Origin of the sequence: Arthrobacter sp. M4, from assembly GCF_020251205.1 — a bacterium.
Classification (GTDB): domain Bacteria; phylum Actinomycetota; class Actinomycetes; order Actinomycetales; family Micrococcaceae; genus Arthrobacter.
Map to the genome: position 1 here is coordinate 25290 of NZ_JAIWYX010000002.1, position 17253 is coordinate 42542.

General features: G+C 67.9%; 14 protein-coding genes. All 14 read left to right on the forward strand.

What is annotated here, in order from left to right; all coding sequences use genetic code 11:
• The first annotated feature begins 61 nt into the window (after window positions 1–61).
• The 14 genes from LD110_RS03660 to LD110_RS03725 all read left to right on the forward strand — a co-directional run bounded on the left by LD110_RS03660 (window position 62) and on the right by LD110_RS03725 (window position 17129).
• On the forward strand, window positions 62–1363 hold the full coding sequence (locus LD110_RS03660; protein ID WP_225496474.1) for a hypothetical protein: 1302 nt from the start codon (window positions 62–64) through the stop codon (window positions 1361–1363).
• Window positions 1364–1421: 58 nt separating this feature from the next.
• Entirely contained in the window at window positions 1422–3713 is a 2292-nt protein-coding gene (locus tag LD110_RS03665) for a phage tail tip lysozyme (RefSeq protein ID WP_225496475.1), read from the forward strand.
• A 134-nt stretch (window positions 3714–3847) separates the two neighbouring features.
• Window positions 3848–4822 (forward strand): hypothetical protein, encoded by a 975-nt coding sequence (locus tag LD110_RS03670; protein ID WP_225496477.1) that lies wholly within the window; start codon window positions 3848–3850, stop codon window positions 4820–4822.
• Window positions 4822–5544, forward strand: coding sequence for a hypothetical protein (locus LD110_RS03675; RefSeq protein ID WP_225496479.1), 723 nt, complete (start codon window positions 4822–4824; stop codon window positions 5542–5544). Before LD110_RS03670 ends, LD110_RS03675 begins: the two co-directional genes overlap by 1 nt.
• A gap of 73 nt (window positions 5545–5617) precedes the next feature.
• A complete protein-coding gene (locus LD110_RS03680) occupies window positions 5618–6424 on the forward strand; it encodes a hypothetical protein (RefSeq protein ID WP_225496481.1) in 807 nt (268 codons plus the stop codon).
• Entirely contained in the window at window positions 6421–7152 is a 732-nt protein-coding gene (locus LD110_RS03685) for a hypothetical protein (RefSeq protein WP_225496483.1), read from the forward strand. Before LD110_RS03680 ends, LD110_RS03685 begins: the two co-directional genes overlap by 4 nt.
• A gap of 52 nt (window positions 7153–7204) precedes the next feature.
• The gene (locus LD110_RS03690; protein ID WP_225496484.1) at window positions 7205–7741 is read left to right on the forward strand and encodes a hypothetical protein; all 537 of its coding nucleotides are present in this window, start codon (window positions 7205–7207) and stop codon (window positions 7739–7741) included.
• Window positions 7741–8757, forward strand: coding sequence for a hypothetical protein (locus LD110_RS03695; protein ID WP_225496486.1), 1017 nt, complete (start codon window positions 7741–7743; stop codon window positions 8755–8757). The genes LD110_RS03690 and LD110_RS03695 overlap by 1 nt, the downstream gene beginning before the upstream one ends.
• A gap of 112 nt (window positions 8758–8869) precedes the next feature.
• Window positions 8870–11128, forward strand: a complete 2259-nt coding sequence (gene mobL / locus LD110_RS03700) for a relaxase MobL (protein WP_308012404.1) — start codon at window positions 8870–8872, stop codon at window positions 11126–11128.
• 159 nt (window positions 11129–11287) lie between these two features.
• Complete coding sequence (locus LD110_RS03705) at window positions 11288–11827, forward strand: hypothetical protein (protein WP_225496490.1); 540 nt, start codon at window positions 11288–11290, stop codon at window positions 11825–11827.
• An 87-nt stretch (window positions 11828–11914) separates the two neighbouring features.
• Window positions 11915–12709, forward strand: coding sequence for a hypothetical protein (locus LD110_RS03710; protein WP_225496492.1), 795 nt, complete (start codon window positions 11915–11917; stop codon window positions 12707–12709).
• Between the two features lie 25 nt (window positions 12710–12734).
• Complete coding sequence (locus LD110_RS03715; RefSeq protein WP_225496494.1) at window positions 12735–13007, forward strand: hypothetical protein; 273 nt, start codon at window positions 12735–12737, stop codon at window positions 13005–13007.
• Window positions 13008–13160: 153 nt separating this feature from the next.
• Window positions 13161–14927 (forward strand): AAA family ATPase, encoded by a 1767-nt coding sequence (locus LD110_RS03720; RefSeq protein ID WP_166185548.1) that lies wholly within the window; start codon window positions 13161–13163, stop codon window positions 14925–14927.
• 132 nt (window positions 14928–15059) lie between these two features.
• On the forward strand, window positions 15060–17129 hold the full coding sequence (locus tag LD110_RS03725) for a hypothetical protein (protein ID WP_225496496.1): 2070 nt from the start codon (window positions 15060–15062) through the stop codon (window positions 17127–17129).
• Window positions 17130–17253 lie beyond the last annotated feature (124 nt).

Consider the following 17253-nt stretch of genomic DNA (forward strand, 5'->3'; position numbering starts at 1 on the left):
ACGACGGCGCTGACGACGAGCAGGACAGGCAGAGCAAGGAACAGGACGAACGGGAACGGACATGGGGATCAAGGACAAGGCGCTGGCCTTCGGCAAGCGGTTCAAGCTCGACTCGCACCACGCAATCGAGCGCTTCGGGGTGTTCTTCGGCATCTTCGCTGTGATGGGGCTGGTCGTGGTGGGCGGCTCGGGTGCCGCCGCCTTCAAGGCGGGCAGCGACGCGGTGTCGCACACCGCCCTCTACAACACCGAGTTCACCTCCTCGAAGACCCAGCTCAAGGGCACGGTCGACGGGGTCTACACCAATCACACCGGCAACAGGGCACTGGTCATGATGCACTTCCCCGCCAGCGCGGCGATCTCGTACAACGCGGCGGACTACCAGGCCTTCCTGCTGGGCACCAACGACAAGCTGCAGACCGAGAAGGTCAGCACCAGCGGAATCAGGGGCACCTTCCACGTCTTCGGCTCGACCGGTTACGTCGGGGTCCTCCTGGACGCGGACCGGCCCTTCGACCGGCAGGTGCTCAACCTGACCGTCCGCGCGAACGCCGAGCTGACCTACGACGAGCGGCAGCAGAGCAGGGATGACCAGGTTGTGGGCGACTCGAGCTTCAAGAAGTACGACCAGTGGCGCGTGATCATCAACCCGGGTGCGTCGGGCACCACCGACATCCCGGCCCTGGACGCGGCCAGCTTCGACCCGGCCCGGGCCTATTACGACGTCGTGCTGAAGACCCAGGAGCAGCAGACGCGGGACAAGCTCGACCAGAAGCTGCTCGCCATGCGCACGAGCTTGAAGCAGGTCGAGTCGTACACCTCCGACCTGGCGACCACCAAGGTCGATGGGCTTTTCCTCCGTCCGCCGGCCGTTCCGACCTCCATCGCAGGTGATCAGGTGGCTGGTGCCTCGGCGGCCGAGGCCAAGGACGGGAAGGCGACGCTCGAGCTGAAGACGGGCCATGTCGTGCCCGGCGGATTCGACTTCAACTGGCGCGCGGGCAACGTCTATGCCGGCTACCTCGACACGCTCGTGCACGCCGGGAAGGGCTATGTGCAGTTCCTCGCCGACAAGCGCGCCGAGGGCAGCGACAGCACGAGCCAGCAGGTCTCGGACATGAAGTGGGTCCTCTCCGATGGCACCGACCTGAAGAAGGACTACCGGTCCTCCGATGTGACGATGCGCCCGCTCACGAACGTGATGAACAACCTCTCCCAGGCCTACCAGGACTACGGCAAGGCCAAGTCGGAGTACCAGTCCGGGCTCCTGCTCGAGCTGCTCGGCCTGGACGTGAAGCTGCGCGATGTGCAGTCCAACAGCACTGCGAACTCGGCCGGGGACTTCCTGACCGTCTATCACTGAGCGCGCTCCACGGAGCGGGCAGTCACCACCCAGGCATCGAGCCGGAAAGGACAAGCTTATGGCCATCGACAAGCCGACGCGGCGGGATGACCCGGCCCGGCGCGCTGCATCGCCCCGCGGGGACCGCAGGTCCGCCGACGGGGGTGCGAAGGAGGAGTCGCAGCCCCCTCGTCGTGAGGGGTCCGGCGAACGCCGCGCCGGGCCCCGTACCGGAGCGGCCTCCGCTCCTTCCCCGTCCGGGGATGCAGCCAAGGGCCTGCCGAAAACCCCGGGGGCCTCCCCCGCGCCGCAGCCCGTGGACCCGACGCCTGCGGGCCGCGGGTCGAAGCACCTGGGAGCCGCACCGGCCCCGGACGCAGGGGCTGCCGCTGGCAAGGCCGCAGGTACGGCCGACACAGCCAGCAAGACCAGCAAGGCTGCCAAGGTTGCCAAGAGCCTCGACGGTGTCGCCGCCGGGGCGGCCGGGGGAGCTGCCCGCAAGGCGGTCGAGGGTGACGGCAGCAGCGCGGTTCGCCGCGGTGCCGGCCGGTACGCGGGAGCGGCTGCCTCGGGAGCTGTCGCCGGGGCGCAGGCCGGAGCCGCCGCCGGCGGTGTCGGCGCGCTGCCCGGGGCAGCGGTCGGCGCTGCCAAGAATGTGGGCTTGGAGACCGGCAAGGATGTTGTCGACGGTGCGTCCAAGGTCACCGGCGGAGGTCCGGACGCCGAGTCTGCCGACAAGCGGCTTGGTGCCGGGGGCACCGGCTACGAGCGGACCTCGCAGAAGGAGAAGGACGGCCAGCTGCTGTCCAAGACCGCTAAGGGTGTCGCCGTCGGCGGCACCGCGGCGGCCGCTCCCCCGGCTGCTGGGCTTCTCATGGTCATGGCCTTCCTGAAGTGGCTCAAGACCATGTTCTTCGCGATGCTCGCGATGGCCGCCAACGCGGCCAGCATGATCTGGGGTTTCATCCTCGGGATCGCCAAGGCGGTGGGGCACACGATCGCCGCACCGTTCATCGCACTGGGCGGGCTGGTCGGCAAGGCGGCAGGAGCCGTGTTCGGGGTCACCGTGACGGCCACCGTCGCCCCGGTGGCCACGGCCGCATCCGGGGTGGCTGCGACCGTTGCCGCGGTGGCTGTGCTCAGCACGGTCCTCACGGGTGTGCTCGACCAGGCCGGCCTCGATGGCGGCCGCGGCTCGACCATGACCAACTGCATCGTCAATGTCAGCCGCAACGGCCCCGGCGCTGACGTCCCGGCGAACACCGAGACGAACGCCCGGGCGGTCTACTCCGTGCTGAAGACCTGGGGTATGCCCGAGGAGAACATCGCGGGCATCCTGGGCAACTGGTCGCAGGAATCGGGCGTGGACCCCACCAGCGTGGAGGGCATCTACAACGAGCCCTACCAGATCGGCCCGCGCAAGCAGACCGCCTGGGACGGGAACTTCACCCACATCCCCGGCCAGTCGCACGGCGGCATCGGTCTGGGCCAGTGGTCGAACGGGCGCACCACGATGCTCCTGGACTATGCCAAGTCCAAGAACCTGGACTGGTACACCATCAAGGCCCAGCTGGCATTCATGGTGGAGGGCGACAGCCCGGGGGACGTGGCCGTGTTCAAGGACATGATCAAGACCTCGCAGGGCTCTCCCTCTGCTGCTGCACTGCACTTCCACGACAAGTGGGAGCGCTCGGCCGACAACGCCTCACAGCTGCAGGAGCGTAAGGCCGACGCCGAGATGTGGTTCGGCAAGATGAGCGGCTGGACCGTCGACACCTCGGTCGTGGGCGGGGTCCAGGACATCGTGGGCGGCATTGTCGACACGGTCGGCAGCGGGATCCGCTCCATCTTCGGCAACTGCGACAGCGACACCAAGGTGCGCCCGGGCAGCCTCGTCGACGGCGGCATGAACGAGGAGCAGGCCCGGCAACTGATCGACCTGTACAACCAGGAGGGCGACAAGTTCCTGGACGACAAGTACGGCGCTGGCGGACCGGGTTCCTGCGGCGATAACCACGCCATGAACTGCGTGTCGTTCTCGGTCTACTTCATGAACAAGTACACCTCGTTCCAGCAGTACCCGCCGGGCGACGGCATCCAGACAGCCCACGCGATCGCGTCCATGACGGGCAAGCAGGTCTCGAGTACGCCGACGGCGTACTCGGTCGGTTCCGGGCCGGGTACGGGGTCCGCGGGCCACACCCTCGTGGTGCTGGGCGTGCAGGGCGACAAGGTCATCCTCGGTGAGGCCGGCTATTGCGCGTTCATGGGCCGCGTTCGCGTTGACAGTGCGGAGCGGATGAAGTCCGAGGGGTGGGTGTTCGTCGACGTCACGGACCTCATCACCACGGGCGGCAACCTCCCGGCGTAGCCGGCGGAAGCAGGGCCGGTGTCCGGACGATCCGGGCACCGGCCCTTTCTGCGTCCCGATCCGCGCGCAGTGACCTGTCGAATGGGGCAGACTCGTTATTGAATGGCCATTGAAGATAGACTTGGGAGTCATATATGAGGACAACGCGAGAAAGGGCGGGCATCGTGACGAGTGCGGATGATGATGCGCGTGGCAGGGCCGGGGACACGGTCAAGGACGAGGACGGCGCGCCGAAGAAGCTGAAGGCCCCCGCCACCCGCAGGCGGGTCAGCGGGGTCGAACTCGAGGCCCGCTTCGAGGGCTGGCGCTCCGAGCGGAGCGGAGAGCGGCAGGCACGCACTCCGGAGGAGTCGGCGCGGCGGACGCGCCTGGTTTTGAGCGCCGCAATGGGCGTGGCGATCCTCGGGCTCGCGGCGGCCGCGGGAGTGAGCGGCAAGGGATTCGAGGCGGAGCACGCGGCCAACGCCAACCGGATCTCCGCGCTCCAGGTCCAGATCGAGGATGACAGGAGCACTCCGGTCGCCCCGGATCTGCCCGGAAAGATGACGCGGCTGATGGAGGCGGCCGCAAAGGACGCCCAGAAGGTCGCGGAGGCCCAGCAGCGCTTCGCGCAGCTGCACCACGAGGCGGCGACACAGCCCAATGCGGGCAACGGTACGCCGAACGCGGCGACACTGCAGATCGCCGAGCACCGCCGGACGCTGGCACCCCTGTTCAGCCCGCGCTCGTTCCTGGCTGACGAGAAGGGGGCCTACTCCTGGACCTCTGTGACGCCGTTCGACCCGAGCACGCAGATCGACCCGCGGTTCCCCTGGTACGTGCGCTACGAGGGTTTGAAGGCTTCCTCGCCCGGAGCATACGCCTGGTCGGTCGAGTCGGTAATGCCGGACCTCGCCACCCAGGACGCCACGGGCACCACGCGCACGGCGCGGGTGATCTGGCTGTGCCGGGACACCGCGGGTGGACAGGTGCTGGCGTGGGCGAACGCGGCCTACTCCTACGACGGGAAGGTCGGGACTTTCGCGGATCTTAAGGTCGTGGTGACCGCCGCCGGCGCGGAGCACCAGCAGGGCGCATCGACGACGGGCAACGGAAGCGGAGAGGGCTGATGATGCCGGAGCAGCAGATTGACGGCACGGACGAAACGGCAGCGCCGGAACCGGGCTTCATGCGGCGCAACGCCCTGGTGGTCGGGGTCGCGGTACTGCTGGTTACCGCCGTGACGGTGACCGGCCTGACCTGGGGGTCCCAGCGCAGCGCACTGGATCAGCAGCAGCAGACGATTACGGGCCTTCAGGGTCAGCTTGCCTCGGTCGGGACCGCGAAGTCCGAGCCGGTCGAGCAGGATGTCATGCAGTCGCTCGGCGTGAGCCAGAGCCGGATCCACGACGACACGCAGATCGTGGACCGCCTGGTGAAGACGGCATTCACCTGGGACTCCGGCCAGGCCTACGAGGCCGCTCGCCGGGACCTGAAAGAGCGCTACCACCTGTCCGAGGACGAGCAGTTCCTGAAGCAGTTCATGCCGCCGGCGCGCTTCAACGAAGACGCCTCGGGCAAGCGCTACTACTACATCGACACGCAAGGGCTGAACTCGGCGGTCAATGCCGACGCGGACCTCGAGGTCGTGAAGGTCACCGCGGACGAGTACACGTATGCCGTGCAGGTCGAGGTGGCGGTTACCTCCGATGCGGTGTCCCAGAACAAGGTGGCACCGGACCGGGTCAAGTCGTACCGGACCGTGCTGGTGTACCTCACCGTCGACGCGCAAGGGAAGGTCTCTGGTCTGTCCGCCATTCCCGCTGGCGGTTCGACTCGTCATTCCAGATGATTCGACTCCCTTTCGACTCATCTTCTTGATAGAGTTGTACTGGTATTCGAGACGAAGAGCGAGTTGAGGGGCAATGGCATCGACAAAGATCGGCGAGTCGGGTGTGCAGGCTGACAAGCCTGTCCGCAAGACCCGCTTCGTGGCCGCGCCGGACGCCGGTGCGGCACCGGGCGACGCCGACCCTACTGGGGACGGAAATGTCCCGGGTGCGCTGATGAGCCGCCGGGCGGCCATCGGCGGGGTGTGCATGGGGGCAGCTGCGCTGCTCTGCTTCCTGGTCGGCGCAGGTCTCTCTGGTGGCGAGGCCATCGTCAGCCACGACAAGGCTCAGCAGATCGTCTCCCTGCGCGAGCAGATCCGCACCGCCGAGGTGCGCACCGACGCCCTCCCGGAGGCCAAGGACGCTGACCGCGCCATGGTCACGGCACAGGGAGCTGCGGAACAGATCGCCCGGTTGCAGAACGAGTACCGCTACCTGACACCCTCGGTGGCAGACTCGGGCGGGACGCTGGACCAGGCTGCCGCCGAGCCGACGCGCCGGAACCTCACCCCGTACTTCGCCCCCGACGTCGGGCAGGCCACTCTCCAACCCTGGTACCTGCTGGCCTCCGACAAGGACGTCGCCGCGGGCAACGAGATTCCGATGAGCTTCGACTCCGGCTTCAAGTGGGTCGCCCAGCGCCCTTACTCGGTCGAGGTGGACGGCACGATCCGGGTCACCTGGTTGGCGGTGCAGACCCGCCCGGCGGCCGGGCAGGCCCCGGCGGTACTGGCCTGGGCCCGGGCTGACTACGACATGACCCGCAAGAGCTTCTCCGGGGTCCAGACCGGAACGACGACCACGGGCGAGGCCCTGCGGCAGGAGGTGAAGGCACCGTGATCGAGGACGTGAAGGACTGGGTGCGAGCGAGGGCCGGGAAGGTCCTGGTCTGCAGCACCGGAACGCTGCTGGGCCTGTCGCTGCTCTCTCTGGCCCCGGCGCTGCTGGCCGACGGTTCGGCGGACGCCGACGCCAAGGCCGACCAGCTCATCGTCCAGCTCCAGGGCAAGCAGGAGGACGCGCAGGCGGCACTTGAGACCAAGCACGCCCGGTTGCTGGCTGCCCTGCCGGGGATGGATGCCGAGCGGGCCGACCGGGACCGGGCCGCAGCGCGCTCGGTGCTGCTGAGCCTGACGGATTCTTCGGCCGCCTCGCGGACCCTCAAGGAGACGCAGGCCGCCCTCGACGCCCGGTACGGGTTTCTCGGGACCTCGTCCCCGACCCTCACCGAGTTCATCCCGGAGTGGATGGCAGCGACCGGTGCCGGAATGGGCGCGGGGACGGCGTACCAGCTGGCCGACTTCGACGTCGACGTTGCCGCGGTGAAGGGCCTGGACTACTCCTACATCGGAGTGGCGCGCCTGGACCCGGTGTCCGCCGACGGCAAGTCCACGGCCAAAAGTGAGTACGTGGTCTTCACCTTCGCTACCGGACAGGACGGCACAGTCGCCTCGTTCGAAGCGTACCGGGCCTCGGGCCGGACGCGGGACCAGCTTGCCGCGCAGAGGCCACCTGCCTCTGCTTCACCGGCCGATACCGCCAGCCCCGGACCCAGCCACAGCGGCTGACCGGCGGGACACCCGCACAGACACGACACGACAACAACGAAGGACGAGACGAATGACGATCCAGACTCTGGACAAGACCGGCAGCGCGACCGAGCACGAAGCCCGGGTGGAGGCTGCCACTGCAGTCCCCGTCGAGAAGGCCCCGGCCAAACCGAAGGCCGGGCGTGGCCCTTCGAAGCTGGCCGGCGCGCTGCGCCGCCTGGCCCCCGGGAAGGGCACCGGCGGATCGCCGGTGCTGATCTGGGCGGTGTTCTTCCGCTCGGTCGTGCTCATCGCCGACTACGTGCTGGCCTCGATGACTGCGATGGTCGTGATCCCGATGCTCGGCGCGTGGCTGCACCGGCAGTCGGGCGCAGCAAGCGGCGACCTGACCATGGCCGGAACCGTCGCAATGTGGATCGCCCCGCTGCTGTTTGTGGTCCTGTTGCTGGCCGCCGCGGAGATCGCCGCGATGCGCGGGATGTGGCGCTGGTCCACCCGCCGGATCCAGGCTGTGCGCGACGCCCGCACCCCGGCGCTGGCCCCGGCCACCGCCGCCCCCAGGACCACCCGCCCGAGCAAGAAGACCAACCGGAAGAGGAGCAACTGATGCGCACTGCTGGACTGATGATGAATGACGTGTGGGCCGACCGGGCCCTGCGGGAGCGTGGCGTGCAGGCGCACCGCTACGACGGCCTCGATGCCCAGATCGGGGTGCTGGTCGACTCTGTCGAGCTCAAGCACCGCGGCAAGGAGGAGAACTACCGACCCTACCTGCACGTCGTGGGCGAGCTGCGCTCGATCACTCCTGCCGAGCCGCTGCCGTACGGGATCACCCAGGTGACCTACTCGCACGGCCAGGGCGAGAAGGTCGACGCCTTCTACGAGTTCGACGACGAGCAGCTGGTCGCACTGGCGGCCAAGGGCTACTTCAGCCCTTCGTTTACCGTGCCCGACCAGCTCACGGGGATCGAGTGGGAGCTGCCCGCCAGGGTGGATGCCCTCGTGCTCACCCCGTCCGGGGACCAGGCCGATGCTCCCGTGGTCTTCATGAACGTGCACCGCATCGCCGATCTCGAGATCGACCTGGCCTCCACCGAGTACGACCTGGCGGCCTACTTCACTGACCGCTCCAAGGATGGTCATGGTCCGGTCGAGTCCGTCGTCGACCAGCGTGGCCTGCGGGCCCGCTCCGACGCGATCAACTCGCTGTTCAGCGAGGACGAGGTCGACTTGGTCGCGCAGGCGGAGAACCTCCAGCGGCCCGAGGAGCAGCAGCCGGCTGCCGAGGGCGTCACCGCACAGTTGCTGGCCGTCGAGGCCGAGATCACTGCTGAGCGCGAGCGGTATCAGGCTGAGCTGGAGCGCACTGAGGGCACGCCCGAGCACCTTTACCACCAGCGTGTGGCCCCGGCCCTGCACCTGGACGGACCGGAGGATGCTGCCGTCCCTGCGGACGCGGAGCCGGATGCCAGCGCGACCCACGATCTGGACTTTGGTCTGGATGAGGAGGCCACCGGGCAGGAGATGCCCGCGCCGACGCTCGAGGAGCGCAAGCGCGAGGCCTCCCGCCGCGCCGCCGACCTCGACTTCGGCGAGGAAGACGGGCACGGCCTGGACCACTGAGGCCGAGGCGGGCAGAGCAGTCATGACGGGCCCCGGTCGCTGGAGGACAGCGGCCGGGGTTCTGTGCATTCACACGACGGAGGGATGAGGCGGGATGGGCCTGAAGCAGTCAGTGGTCATCGTCAACGAGTTCAGTGTGCCGCTGCCCGGCGGCAAGGGGTCCCGGGGCGGCACCCCCGGCGACTACGTCACCCGGTACATGGCGCGCGAGCAGGCGACTGAGTCGCTCGCGCCGATCCAGCGGCTGCGCACGGACGACTTCATCCTGCGCTACATGGCCCGCGAGAGCGCGGTCGAGCGCGCCGGGACGAGCAGGGTCGAGGCCAAGACAACAATGCGCCAGGCCCAGGGCGATGGCGGCGTGGCCTTCGGCTACGGCTCAGTGTCGCTCTCCGACGAGCAGCTGCGGGCTGCGTCCCGGGACATCCAGAAACACTTCGAGAGCGGCAAGACGGCGCTGAAGACCGTGCTCTCCTTCGATGAGGAATACCTGAAACGGCACCGCATCGTCGGCGAGGACTTTCACTGCGAAGGCCGCGGGGACTACCGCGGCCACATCGACCAGATGAAGCTGCGGATGGCGATCATGCACGGGCTGGAGCGGATGAGCTCGGGCACGAGCGGTTTTGACGACCTGCGTTACGTCGGCGTGATCCAGGTCGACACCGAGCACGTCCACTGTCACCTGGCGATGGTCGATGCCGGACACGGCCACCTGGCCAAGGACGGCACCCAGCGGGGCAAGCTTTTGGACCGGCACAAGTCCCGGTTGCGGCGCGGCGTGGACGCCTGGCTGGACGAGAAGCAGGCCGTCGCGCACCTGTCCAGCGCCGTCGGTTACGAGCGCAGGAACGTGACGACCTTCATCAAGCGCTGGGCACACGAGCGCATGCGCTCAGAGGCCCTCCCCCAGTTCCTGCTGGCCTGCCTGCCCGCCGACCGCTCGCTGTGGCGCGCCGGAACCAACGATCTGCGGATGCGCAAAGCCAACCGCCTGGTCTCCGAGCTGGTGGCCGAGCAGCTGGAGCGGCCGGGCTCTCCGCTGCCGGCGGCAATGGAGAGGGTCGTCGAGTACGCCAATCAGCGCCGCGAGGCCGAGGGCCTGCCCACCGACGCGTGGCAGCGCCTGGTCGACGCGGGCCGCAACCAGATCACCGAGCGGGCGGTCAACGGGGTCTACCAGATGCTGCGCGCCCTGCCCGAGGAGGAGCTGCGGGTGCGTACGCCGATGCTTGAGGTGATGGGTATGGACTACGCCGAGATGGCCGCCCTGGCCGCAGAGCGCCAGCAGCAGCACGGCAGCTCGGAGGACGATGTCGTCTCCTTCGGCTTCCGGCTGCGCAGCTATGCCTCCCGCCTGCAGCATCACAAGTCCAAGGCCAGCGCCTACCGCGACCTGGCCCGGCAATGGGAGCGTGCCGAGAAGGCCGAAGTGGCGGTAGAGGACTCCCGGCCGCTCTACGACTTCTACCGCTACGAAGAGGACTGGCACCGGCGGGTGATGAGCAAGTACCAGCACTTCCTGCCGTTTGTCGGCGACGCCAGCCAGTGGTACGCCCAGCAGCAGGAGGTCGCCGCGTACGGCCAGCGCCTGCTCTCACTGATGGCGCTGCGCCAGGACGCCTCGCTGCAGCGGATGAAGGACGCCGACCAGGCCGAGGAGATGGGCCGCGAGATCTACGGCCAGCCCGGCGGACGGCACCTGACCGCGGGCAAGGCCGGACGGGCGGTGCTGGACGCGCGCATCGAGACGATGAAGCAGGTCTACGACGAACGGCTCCAGGAGCTGCGCACCGACCTGGCCGACTCGGGGCTGGTGCTCGTCGCCGGTCCTGCTGACCAGCGCAGCGCCGTCGCCGGCGGGGATCCGGAGGTCTCCACCCAGCTGTCGATCGAGACCGGGACGGTGCACCCCTTCGACGAGGTCAAGGCACTGGACCTGCATCACCTGGGCTACGACTTCGTGGCCGATGTCGAGATCGGCGAGCGGGCCCGGCGGGAGTTCACCGCAGCCGCGGCCGAACGCCGCCGGCTGCTGCTGGCGGCCATGGAGTACCTCGACCAGTCGGGCCAGTCCGAGGCGATCGCCGACCTCCCGGTCGACGACGTCGCCGCGATGACCCGGGTCTCGCGGGAACTGGTTCCGGTGGAGGACGGCTCCACGCGGCCGGTTCTGCGTTCGAGGATCGCGGCGCTGCGCGAAGAGCAGGAACAGACGGCCCGGATGCGCCGGTCGAAGGCCTCCTCGCTCGACGCCGGTCTGGTGGTGCGTGTCCAGCAGCGGGTCGACGCCGCGGTGGCTGGTGCCGGTGTCCTCCCCGGCCCCGAGCAGGAGCCGGCAGGACGGTCCGACGGCATCCAGCATGAGTAGGGACACGAGTTGAAAGATCATTCAAATGGTTGCGGAATGCTCTATAGGAGTATTAGTGTATAGAGCAGTTCGGCAGGCACTTCGGGGCTTTGCTCGGACGACGTGAATGATCAAGGCCGTTCTGCCGAGTGGCGGACGGAACGACGAAAGGACGAGATCATGGCACTTCTCAAGGGCAAGGGCGCAATGACCGGGGTCAACCTCATCGCCAAGGTCTATGACAACGGCGCGACCAAGGACGGCAAGTCGCACTACGCCGACATCCAGGTCGACGCCCGCGACTCGCGCGGACCGGAGCAGAGCAACCTGCACCTGAAGTCCGAGCGCGTGAAGGGCCCGGACGGCAAGGAGCGCTTCGCCAACACCGCCCCCTACTCGGTGGGCCAGCTGGAGGAGATCGTCAAGGCCGCGGGCCCGAATACGGAGCCGCTGCTCAACAAGGACGGCGAGAAGGTCGGCACCGTCTACGGCTTCAAGGGCAACGTGATGCCGGCCTCGCGCGGCACCGGTCTGGTGGTCAACACCAAGTCCGTGGAGGCCAGCGACTTCAAGGTCGACGCCAAGACCCTGGACAACCAGTTCGCCTCCATGAAGGCGGCCAAGGAGGCCCAGTCGGCTGCCAAGCAGAGCCAGGCCGGTCCGGAGCAGACCGCCCAGGCCGAGCAGGTCGTCGAGGCCGAGGCCCCCGCGGTCGGCTGACACCGATCCACGGCTCAGCAGAACTCATTGAAAGGCCCCCGGAGAGACCTCTCCGGGGGCCTTTCGCATAGAGAGGAACGAATCATCATGGCAGATCTCAGTAAAGGTTCCCAGGGCCGACCGGAGCACGGCCAGCGCCCGACGTCGTACACGCCCGAGCAGCTGGCGGCGATCCGCGGGGCCACCCCCGATACCGGAGAGCAGCGGGGCCCGAGCTCACAGGCGGGCCTCGGCGCGGTGCGGGGTCCCCGATACAGCGTGCCCTCCTCCCCCGCTCCCGGCCAGCCGGGCTCGAGGTTCAACCCAAACGTGGTCGAGCGGCGGCCGCGCCCGCAGGCTGAGCCGGCACCGGGGATGATCACTTCAGCGGATGTGCCGAAGCCGGAATCGTCCCGGCAGGAGCAGCCCCAGGCGAAGCAGGCCCATGCCGGCGGCACGGTTCAGGGTCCGGTGAAGGTCCCGCTCACCCAGCGGGCTGCCGGGTCGAAGGTCGGACAGGCCGTGCAGTCCGCGGGCCTCCGCGAGGGAGCCAGGCGGCTCGGCACCGAGGCCATGCAGGATGCCGCGGCCCACGCCCAACGTGCCCAGCAGTCCGGCGCATTGACCAGGGGCGTCGCCGCCAGCGCCGCCAGGGGAGCTGCCGTGGGTGCAGCCCGCGGGCTGCACACGGAGCTGGCCGGACATGGTGGACAGAAGGCCCCCCAGGGCTCCGCTGCCGGGGCGGACCTGGTCGGGCGGATGGGCTCGGTTGTCGGCCGTGGTGCTCAGGAGCAGCTGCCGGGCACCTCGCCGCAGGGACGGAAGCCGGTCAGCGAGAGGTACGACTATCAGTTCGAGGGCCAGGGCGGGCCCGAGGGCACCGAGCCGCAGCGCGGGGCCTGAGACAGGAACGGAGGAGGAGAAGGCTATGGCGACGAACGATCCCAGCCCACTGAGCGGCACGAGCCTGCTGAAGCTGGGCCTGGACGAGATCACGGCCCCGGACGAGGGCAAGGACATGTGGGCGGAGGCCGGGCGCGCCCTGGTCGACCGCGTGGGTGCCTCGATGCGTCAGCAGCGCGTGGCGAACGAGCGGGCATGGCGCGACCGGGAGTCCAGCAGGCCGCTGAGCGAGCGGTACGACTACCAGTTCGAGCAGGATGGGGCTTCGTCCCAGGACGACCGCCAGCAGGGGCTGTGACAGCACCCCTACGGAGTGAATGGCCAGGAGGCCCCCGGATACGAGTCCGGGGGCCTTTCGCTGTCCTATCACAGTCGAGCCGAATGGTGTCATGATAGACTTTCGACTGATCTATCAGATGAATTCAAGTCTTGGCGAGAGGTCTTCCACGGCATGTTCCATGAAGTGCACCTGAATGAGGGCTATCCGCTCCTGTCGAAGCTGTCGGACCCGCTCAAGAGGGCCGAGCGCGAGATCGTCGGCCGCGAGCACGAGAAGCTCCAGCTGCTGGCCTCGATGAGCAGGCCGGAGCTGTGCAACGCCCTGCTCCTGGCCGAGGCAGGTACGGGTAAGACCGCTCTCGTCCAGGCCACGATGGCCGCTGACGCCGAGCGGCTCTATCTCGAGGTCGATCCGTCCCGGATGATCTCCGAGGCCGGCGACTCGGACCGCATGGCCGCCATGCTCAAGGGCTTCTTCGACGAGGCCGAGCACTTCGTGGCGGACGAGAAGCAGGAGCTGGTCCTGTTCATCGACGAGTTCCACCAGATCATCCAGCTTTCCGACGCTGCGGTTGAGGCGATCAAGCCGGTGCTGGCGGCCTCCGGGGCACGCGGCATCCGAATCATCGCCGCGACGACCTATGACGAGTTCCACAAGCACATTGCGCCGAATCAGCCGCTGGTTGAACGACTGCAGCGCATCAACCTGACGCCGCCGGACCAGGAAACGACGATCCGGATTCTGCAGGGCATGGCCGAGCACTACGACGTCGCCGACCAGTTCTACGACGACCACATCTATCGGCAGATCTATGAGTACACCGAGCGCTACATGCCGGCGAGCTCGCAGCCGCGCAAGTCGATCCTGGTGCTGGACAGCATGGTTGGCTGGCACCGCCTCACCAAGCGGGCGCTGGACCGCGATCTGCTCTCGGACGTGCTCCAGGAGTCTCTGGGCGTCAACGTTGCCTTCAAGGTCGACGGCGCGAAGATCAAGGAGCAGCTGGACTCGAAGGTGTTCAGCCAGGACCTGGCCACGCGTGCGGTCGCGCGCCGGCTGCAGCTGTCGGTCGCGGACCTGAACGACAAGGGCCGGCCGGAGGCCTCGCTGCTGTTCACGGGGTCGACCGGCGTGGGTAAGACCGAGCTTGCCAAGCAGCTGGCACGGCTGCTCTTCGGTGACGACCAGCGCCACCTGATCCGCTTCGACATGTCCGAGTACGCCCAGGACTCCTCGATGGACCTGTTCCGCTCCGAGCTGACGAAGCGGGTCTGGGATCTCTCGCACGCCGTACTGCTGTTCGACGAGGTCGAGAAGGCCTCGGCGATGGTCACCCGCCTGCTGCTGCAGGTGCTCGACGACGGCCGGCTCTCCGACGACAACAACCGTGAGGTCAGCTTCCTGAACACCTACATCGTCATGACGACGAACGCAGGCTCGGAGATTTACAAGACCATCGCGCAGTACGCGGCCGACGACACGGGCTCGGGCGAGCAGCTACTGAAGTACGACAAGCTCATCCGCCGCTCGATCACCGAGACCTCGGCGGATAACCGCTTCCCGCCCGAGCTGCTGGGCCGTATCGACGCCATCGTCCCGTTCCAGCCGCTCTCTGAGGACACGCAGCGCAAGATCGTGCGCAACAAGCTGCGCCACATGGTGCAGGAGGTCCTCATCAAGCACAACGTGCGGGTGGACATCGACCAGAGGGTCCTGCAGTACCTCATCGACGACAAGGGCGACACCGACTCCAATGCCGGCGGTGCCCGTGGCGCGGTGGCGAAGATGACCGACGAGGTCACCACCGGAGTGGCGACGTTCATCAACGAGCATCCGTCTGAGCGGCGGATCCGGATCGACGTTGTCGGCGAGCTGGCGAGCGACCACAAGGACATGCTCACCTCCGATGCGTGCATCGAGGTGAGCGCCGTGCGCTGATCTGCGCCAGCGACCATTGCGGGCCATTCGGCATCGTGTCGGATTGCCTATCATTGCACCTATCGACTCATAGGCGATAGGATACTCATATACCAGGCGAACTGCGTTTCATCATCGAAGGGATCGACACCAATGGGCATTCTGGGCACGGCTGCGGGAAGCCGGAACAAGGATCGGAAGAAGAAGCCTGACGAGCTGCTGTCGTCCGTGGTCAGGGAGACGGCGATCCCCGCAGCAGTCGAACTGCTGCGGTCGAACGCGAAGTTCGTCTTCCCCAGCGGCACGGCGTGGGTCATGCTCGTGCTGGCCGCCGAGTCCATCGGCGGGCTGAGCAAGCGGCACGGCCGCGACGAGGCGAAGGGCTCGCTCATCGAGCTCATTGACTCCGACCAGATCAAGACCGTCGCCACGGCAGAGATGCTGGGCGAAGAGGTCTTCGGCATCATCCCCAACACGGAGACGCTTGCGCGCATGGAGGAGTACTCGCTCCTGGCTGGCGCGGAGTACTCCTGGGCCGTCGTCTGGCAGAAGCCCAGCGGCGAGCTGCTGGTGGACCTGGTCGCCGAGGCCACGTTCAAGCAGGCCCAGGAGGTCGCTTCCGGCACGCTGAGCCTCGAGGAGGCTGTCGGAGCGCAGGCCTGGCGCGAGCACAGCGGCGTCACCACCGACGAGCCCGGGACCCTTCCCGTAGCGGACGCGGACGCTGTTGCTGCCGTGGACACCGCCGACGAGGGTGACCCGATCTTCGACTCGATCCCCGGCGGGGACGAGGGTACCGGTGACGAGCCGGTCTTCGACGCTGCGGGCGATGAGCCCGTGTTCGACGACGAAGCCGTCGACTTCGGAGACGAGGACGCGGCCCCGGTTGCGGTGGAGCCGGAGCCCGGCTTCGACGGCACGGCCGGCTTCGAGGAGTTCGACGAGGAGTCCGGTCCTGTGACCGCCGACGATACGGCGTACTCCCCGGCCGAGGAGGAAGCCGTCCTGCTGGAGAACCAGGAGCAGGTGCGCGAGGTCATCGCCCGCCGTTTCCTCTCCGAGGACCTGGACCTCGACGTGCGCCTGGACGAGTTCAATGCGACCTTCGCCATCGGCGCGCCGGTCGTGCAGATCGAGGTGCCGCAGGGTGCGACCGAATGGCTCGGCGACCAGGTCGCCCAGCTCAACCGGCAGGCCAACGCCGACCTTGCCCAGCTGCGGTGGGCGCACGAGGACGAACTGCGCACGCTGTACGTGAACCTCATGTCGGCCCACGTCGAGCAGGTCATCCGTGACGTGGCCACCGACCGCGAGGGCTCGCGCTACAAGGCACTCAAGGACGGCACCGAGGCGGCGCACCGCGAGCGGGAGTCCGAGAAGGAACAGCGGATCCGCACCCGCAAGGCCGAGATCGTCCAGGACTACGAGGCCCAGGCGAAGAAGCTCGCCGAGCAGGCCGCCCTTCAGGCGGAGATCCAGTACAAGGAGCGCAACCGCTCCCGCATGGAGCGCGAGCAGGCCGACGCCGTCGCCGAGATCGAGCGGGTGCTCGAGAACTCCTACTCGCACGACCGCCAGGAGATCCTGCGCGTGCGCCGCTCCGACGCCGCCCTGAAGATGCAGGTCGGCACTACGCGGATCTTCGAGGTCCTGGCCGAGAAGCAGAAGGCCTACCTCGAGGCCGAGGAGCAGCGTCTGGGGCAGTGGAAGGCCGAGATCCAGCGGATCGTCGACGACAACCGCAAGGCGGACATCGCCCAGGCCGAGGCTCTGGCAGAGCACCAGCGCACCACCGACGAGATCGGCGTCCTGCGTCGCGAGCAGGAGGCGCTGCTGGAGTCGATCCGCAACGAGCACGCCGACCGCATCCGCCGGATGGAGGACGAGCTCGACCGCAACCGCAAGGACGCGATCACCCAGATGCAGGCCCGCGAGACGGAATGGCAGCACAGCCTGTCCCTCGAGAAGGAGAAGACCGACTCGGCCACGCAGCGCAACACGGACCTGCTGCAGCAGATGGAGGTTGTCGAGGACTCGGTCAAGCGCCGTTACGAGGCGCGGCTGGAGGAGATGGCTGCGGACAAGGAGTCCTACGCCAGCGAGCTGGCAAGGGCTTCGGAGATCCAGAGCCGCTACAACAAGATGCTCATCGCCCTGATCGTCGCGCTGCCCGTGCTCGGCGGCCTCGCCGGCTTCATCGGCGGGGCAGCCATGGGCGGCTGATCCGACTCGGAGATCGACGGGGTCTGACGGCGCATGGGGCTCGCACCCCGTGCGCCGTCGGCGTCTTCCGGGATCACAACAGGCGCAGGACACACAGACACACGTGGAAACAGGCAGGGAGAAC

What these genes read in the sequence shown, in the direction of transcription:
- LD110_RS03715 (WP_225496494.1), top strand. Translation starts at nt 12,735, where the DNA reads ATGGCGACGAACGATCCCAGCCCACTGAGCGGCACGAGCCTGCTGAAG.
- LD110_RS03705 (WP_225496490.1), top strand. Translation starts at nt 11,288, where the DNA reads ATGGCACTTCTCAAGGGCAAGGGCGCAATGACCGGGGTCAACCTCATC.
- LD110_RS03665 (WP_225496475.1), top strand. Translation starts at nt 1,422, where the DNA reads ATGGCCATCGACAAGCCGACGCGGCGGGATGACCCGGCCCGGCGCGCT.
- LD110_RS03690 (WP_225496484.1), top strand. Translation starts at nt 7,205, where the DNA reads ATGACGATCCAGACTCTGGACAAGACCGGCAGCGCGACCGAGCACGAA.
- LD110_RS03695 (WP_225496486.1), top strand. Translation starts at nt 7,741, where the DNA reads ATGCGCACTGCTGGACTGATGATGAATGACGTGTGGGCCGACCGGGCC.
- LD110_RS03725 (WP_225496496.1), top strand. Translation starts at nt 15,060, where the DNA reads ATGGGCATTCTGGGCACGGCTGCGGGAAGCCGGAACAAGGATCGGAAG.
- LD110_RS03680 (WP_225496481.1), top strand. Translation starts at nt 5,618, where the DNA reads ATGGCATCGACAAAGATCGGCGAGTCGGGTGTGCAGGCTGACAAGCCT.
- LD110_RS03660 (WP_225496474.1), top strand. Translation starts at nt 62, where the DNA reads ATGGGGATCAAGGACAAGGCGCTGGCCTTCGGCAAGCGGTTCAAGCTC.
- LD110_RS03710 (WP_225496492.1), top strand. Translation starts at nt 11,915, where the DNA reads ATGGCAGATCTCAGTAAAGGTTCCCAGGGCCGACCGGAGCACGGCCAG.
- LD110_RS03670 (WP_225496477.1), top strand. Translation starts at nt 3,848, where the DNA reads ATGAGGACAACGCGAGAAAGGGCGGGCATCGTGACGAGTGCGGATGAT.
- LD110_RS03720 (WP_166185548.1), top strand. Translation starts at nt 13,161, where the DNA reads ATGTTCCATGAAGTGCACCTGAATGAGGGCTATCCGCTCCTGTCGAAG.
- LD110_RS03675 (WP_225496479.1), top strand. Translation starts at nt 4,822, where the DNA reads ATGATGCCGGAGCAGCAGATTGACGGCACGGACGAAACGGCAGCGCCG.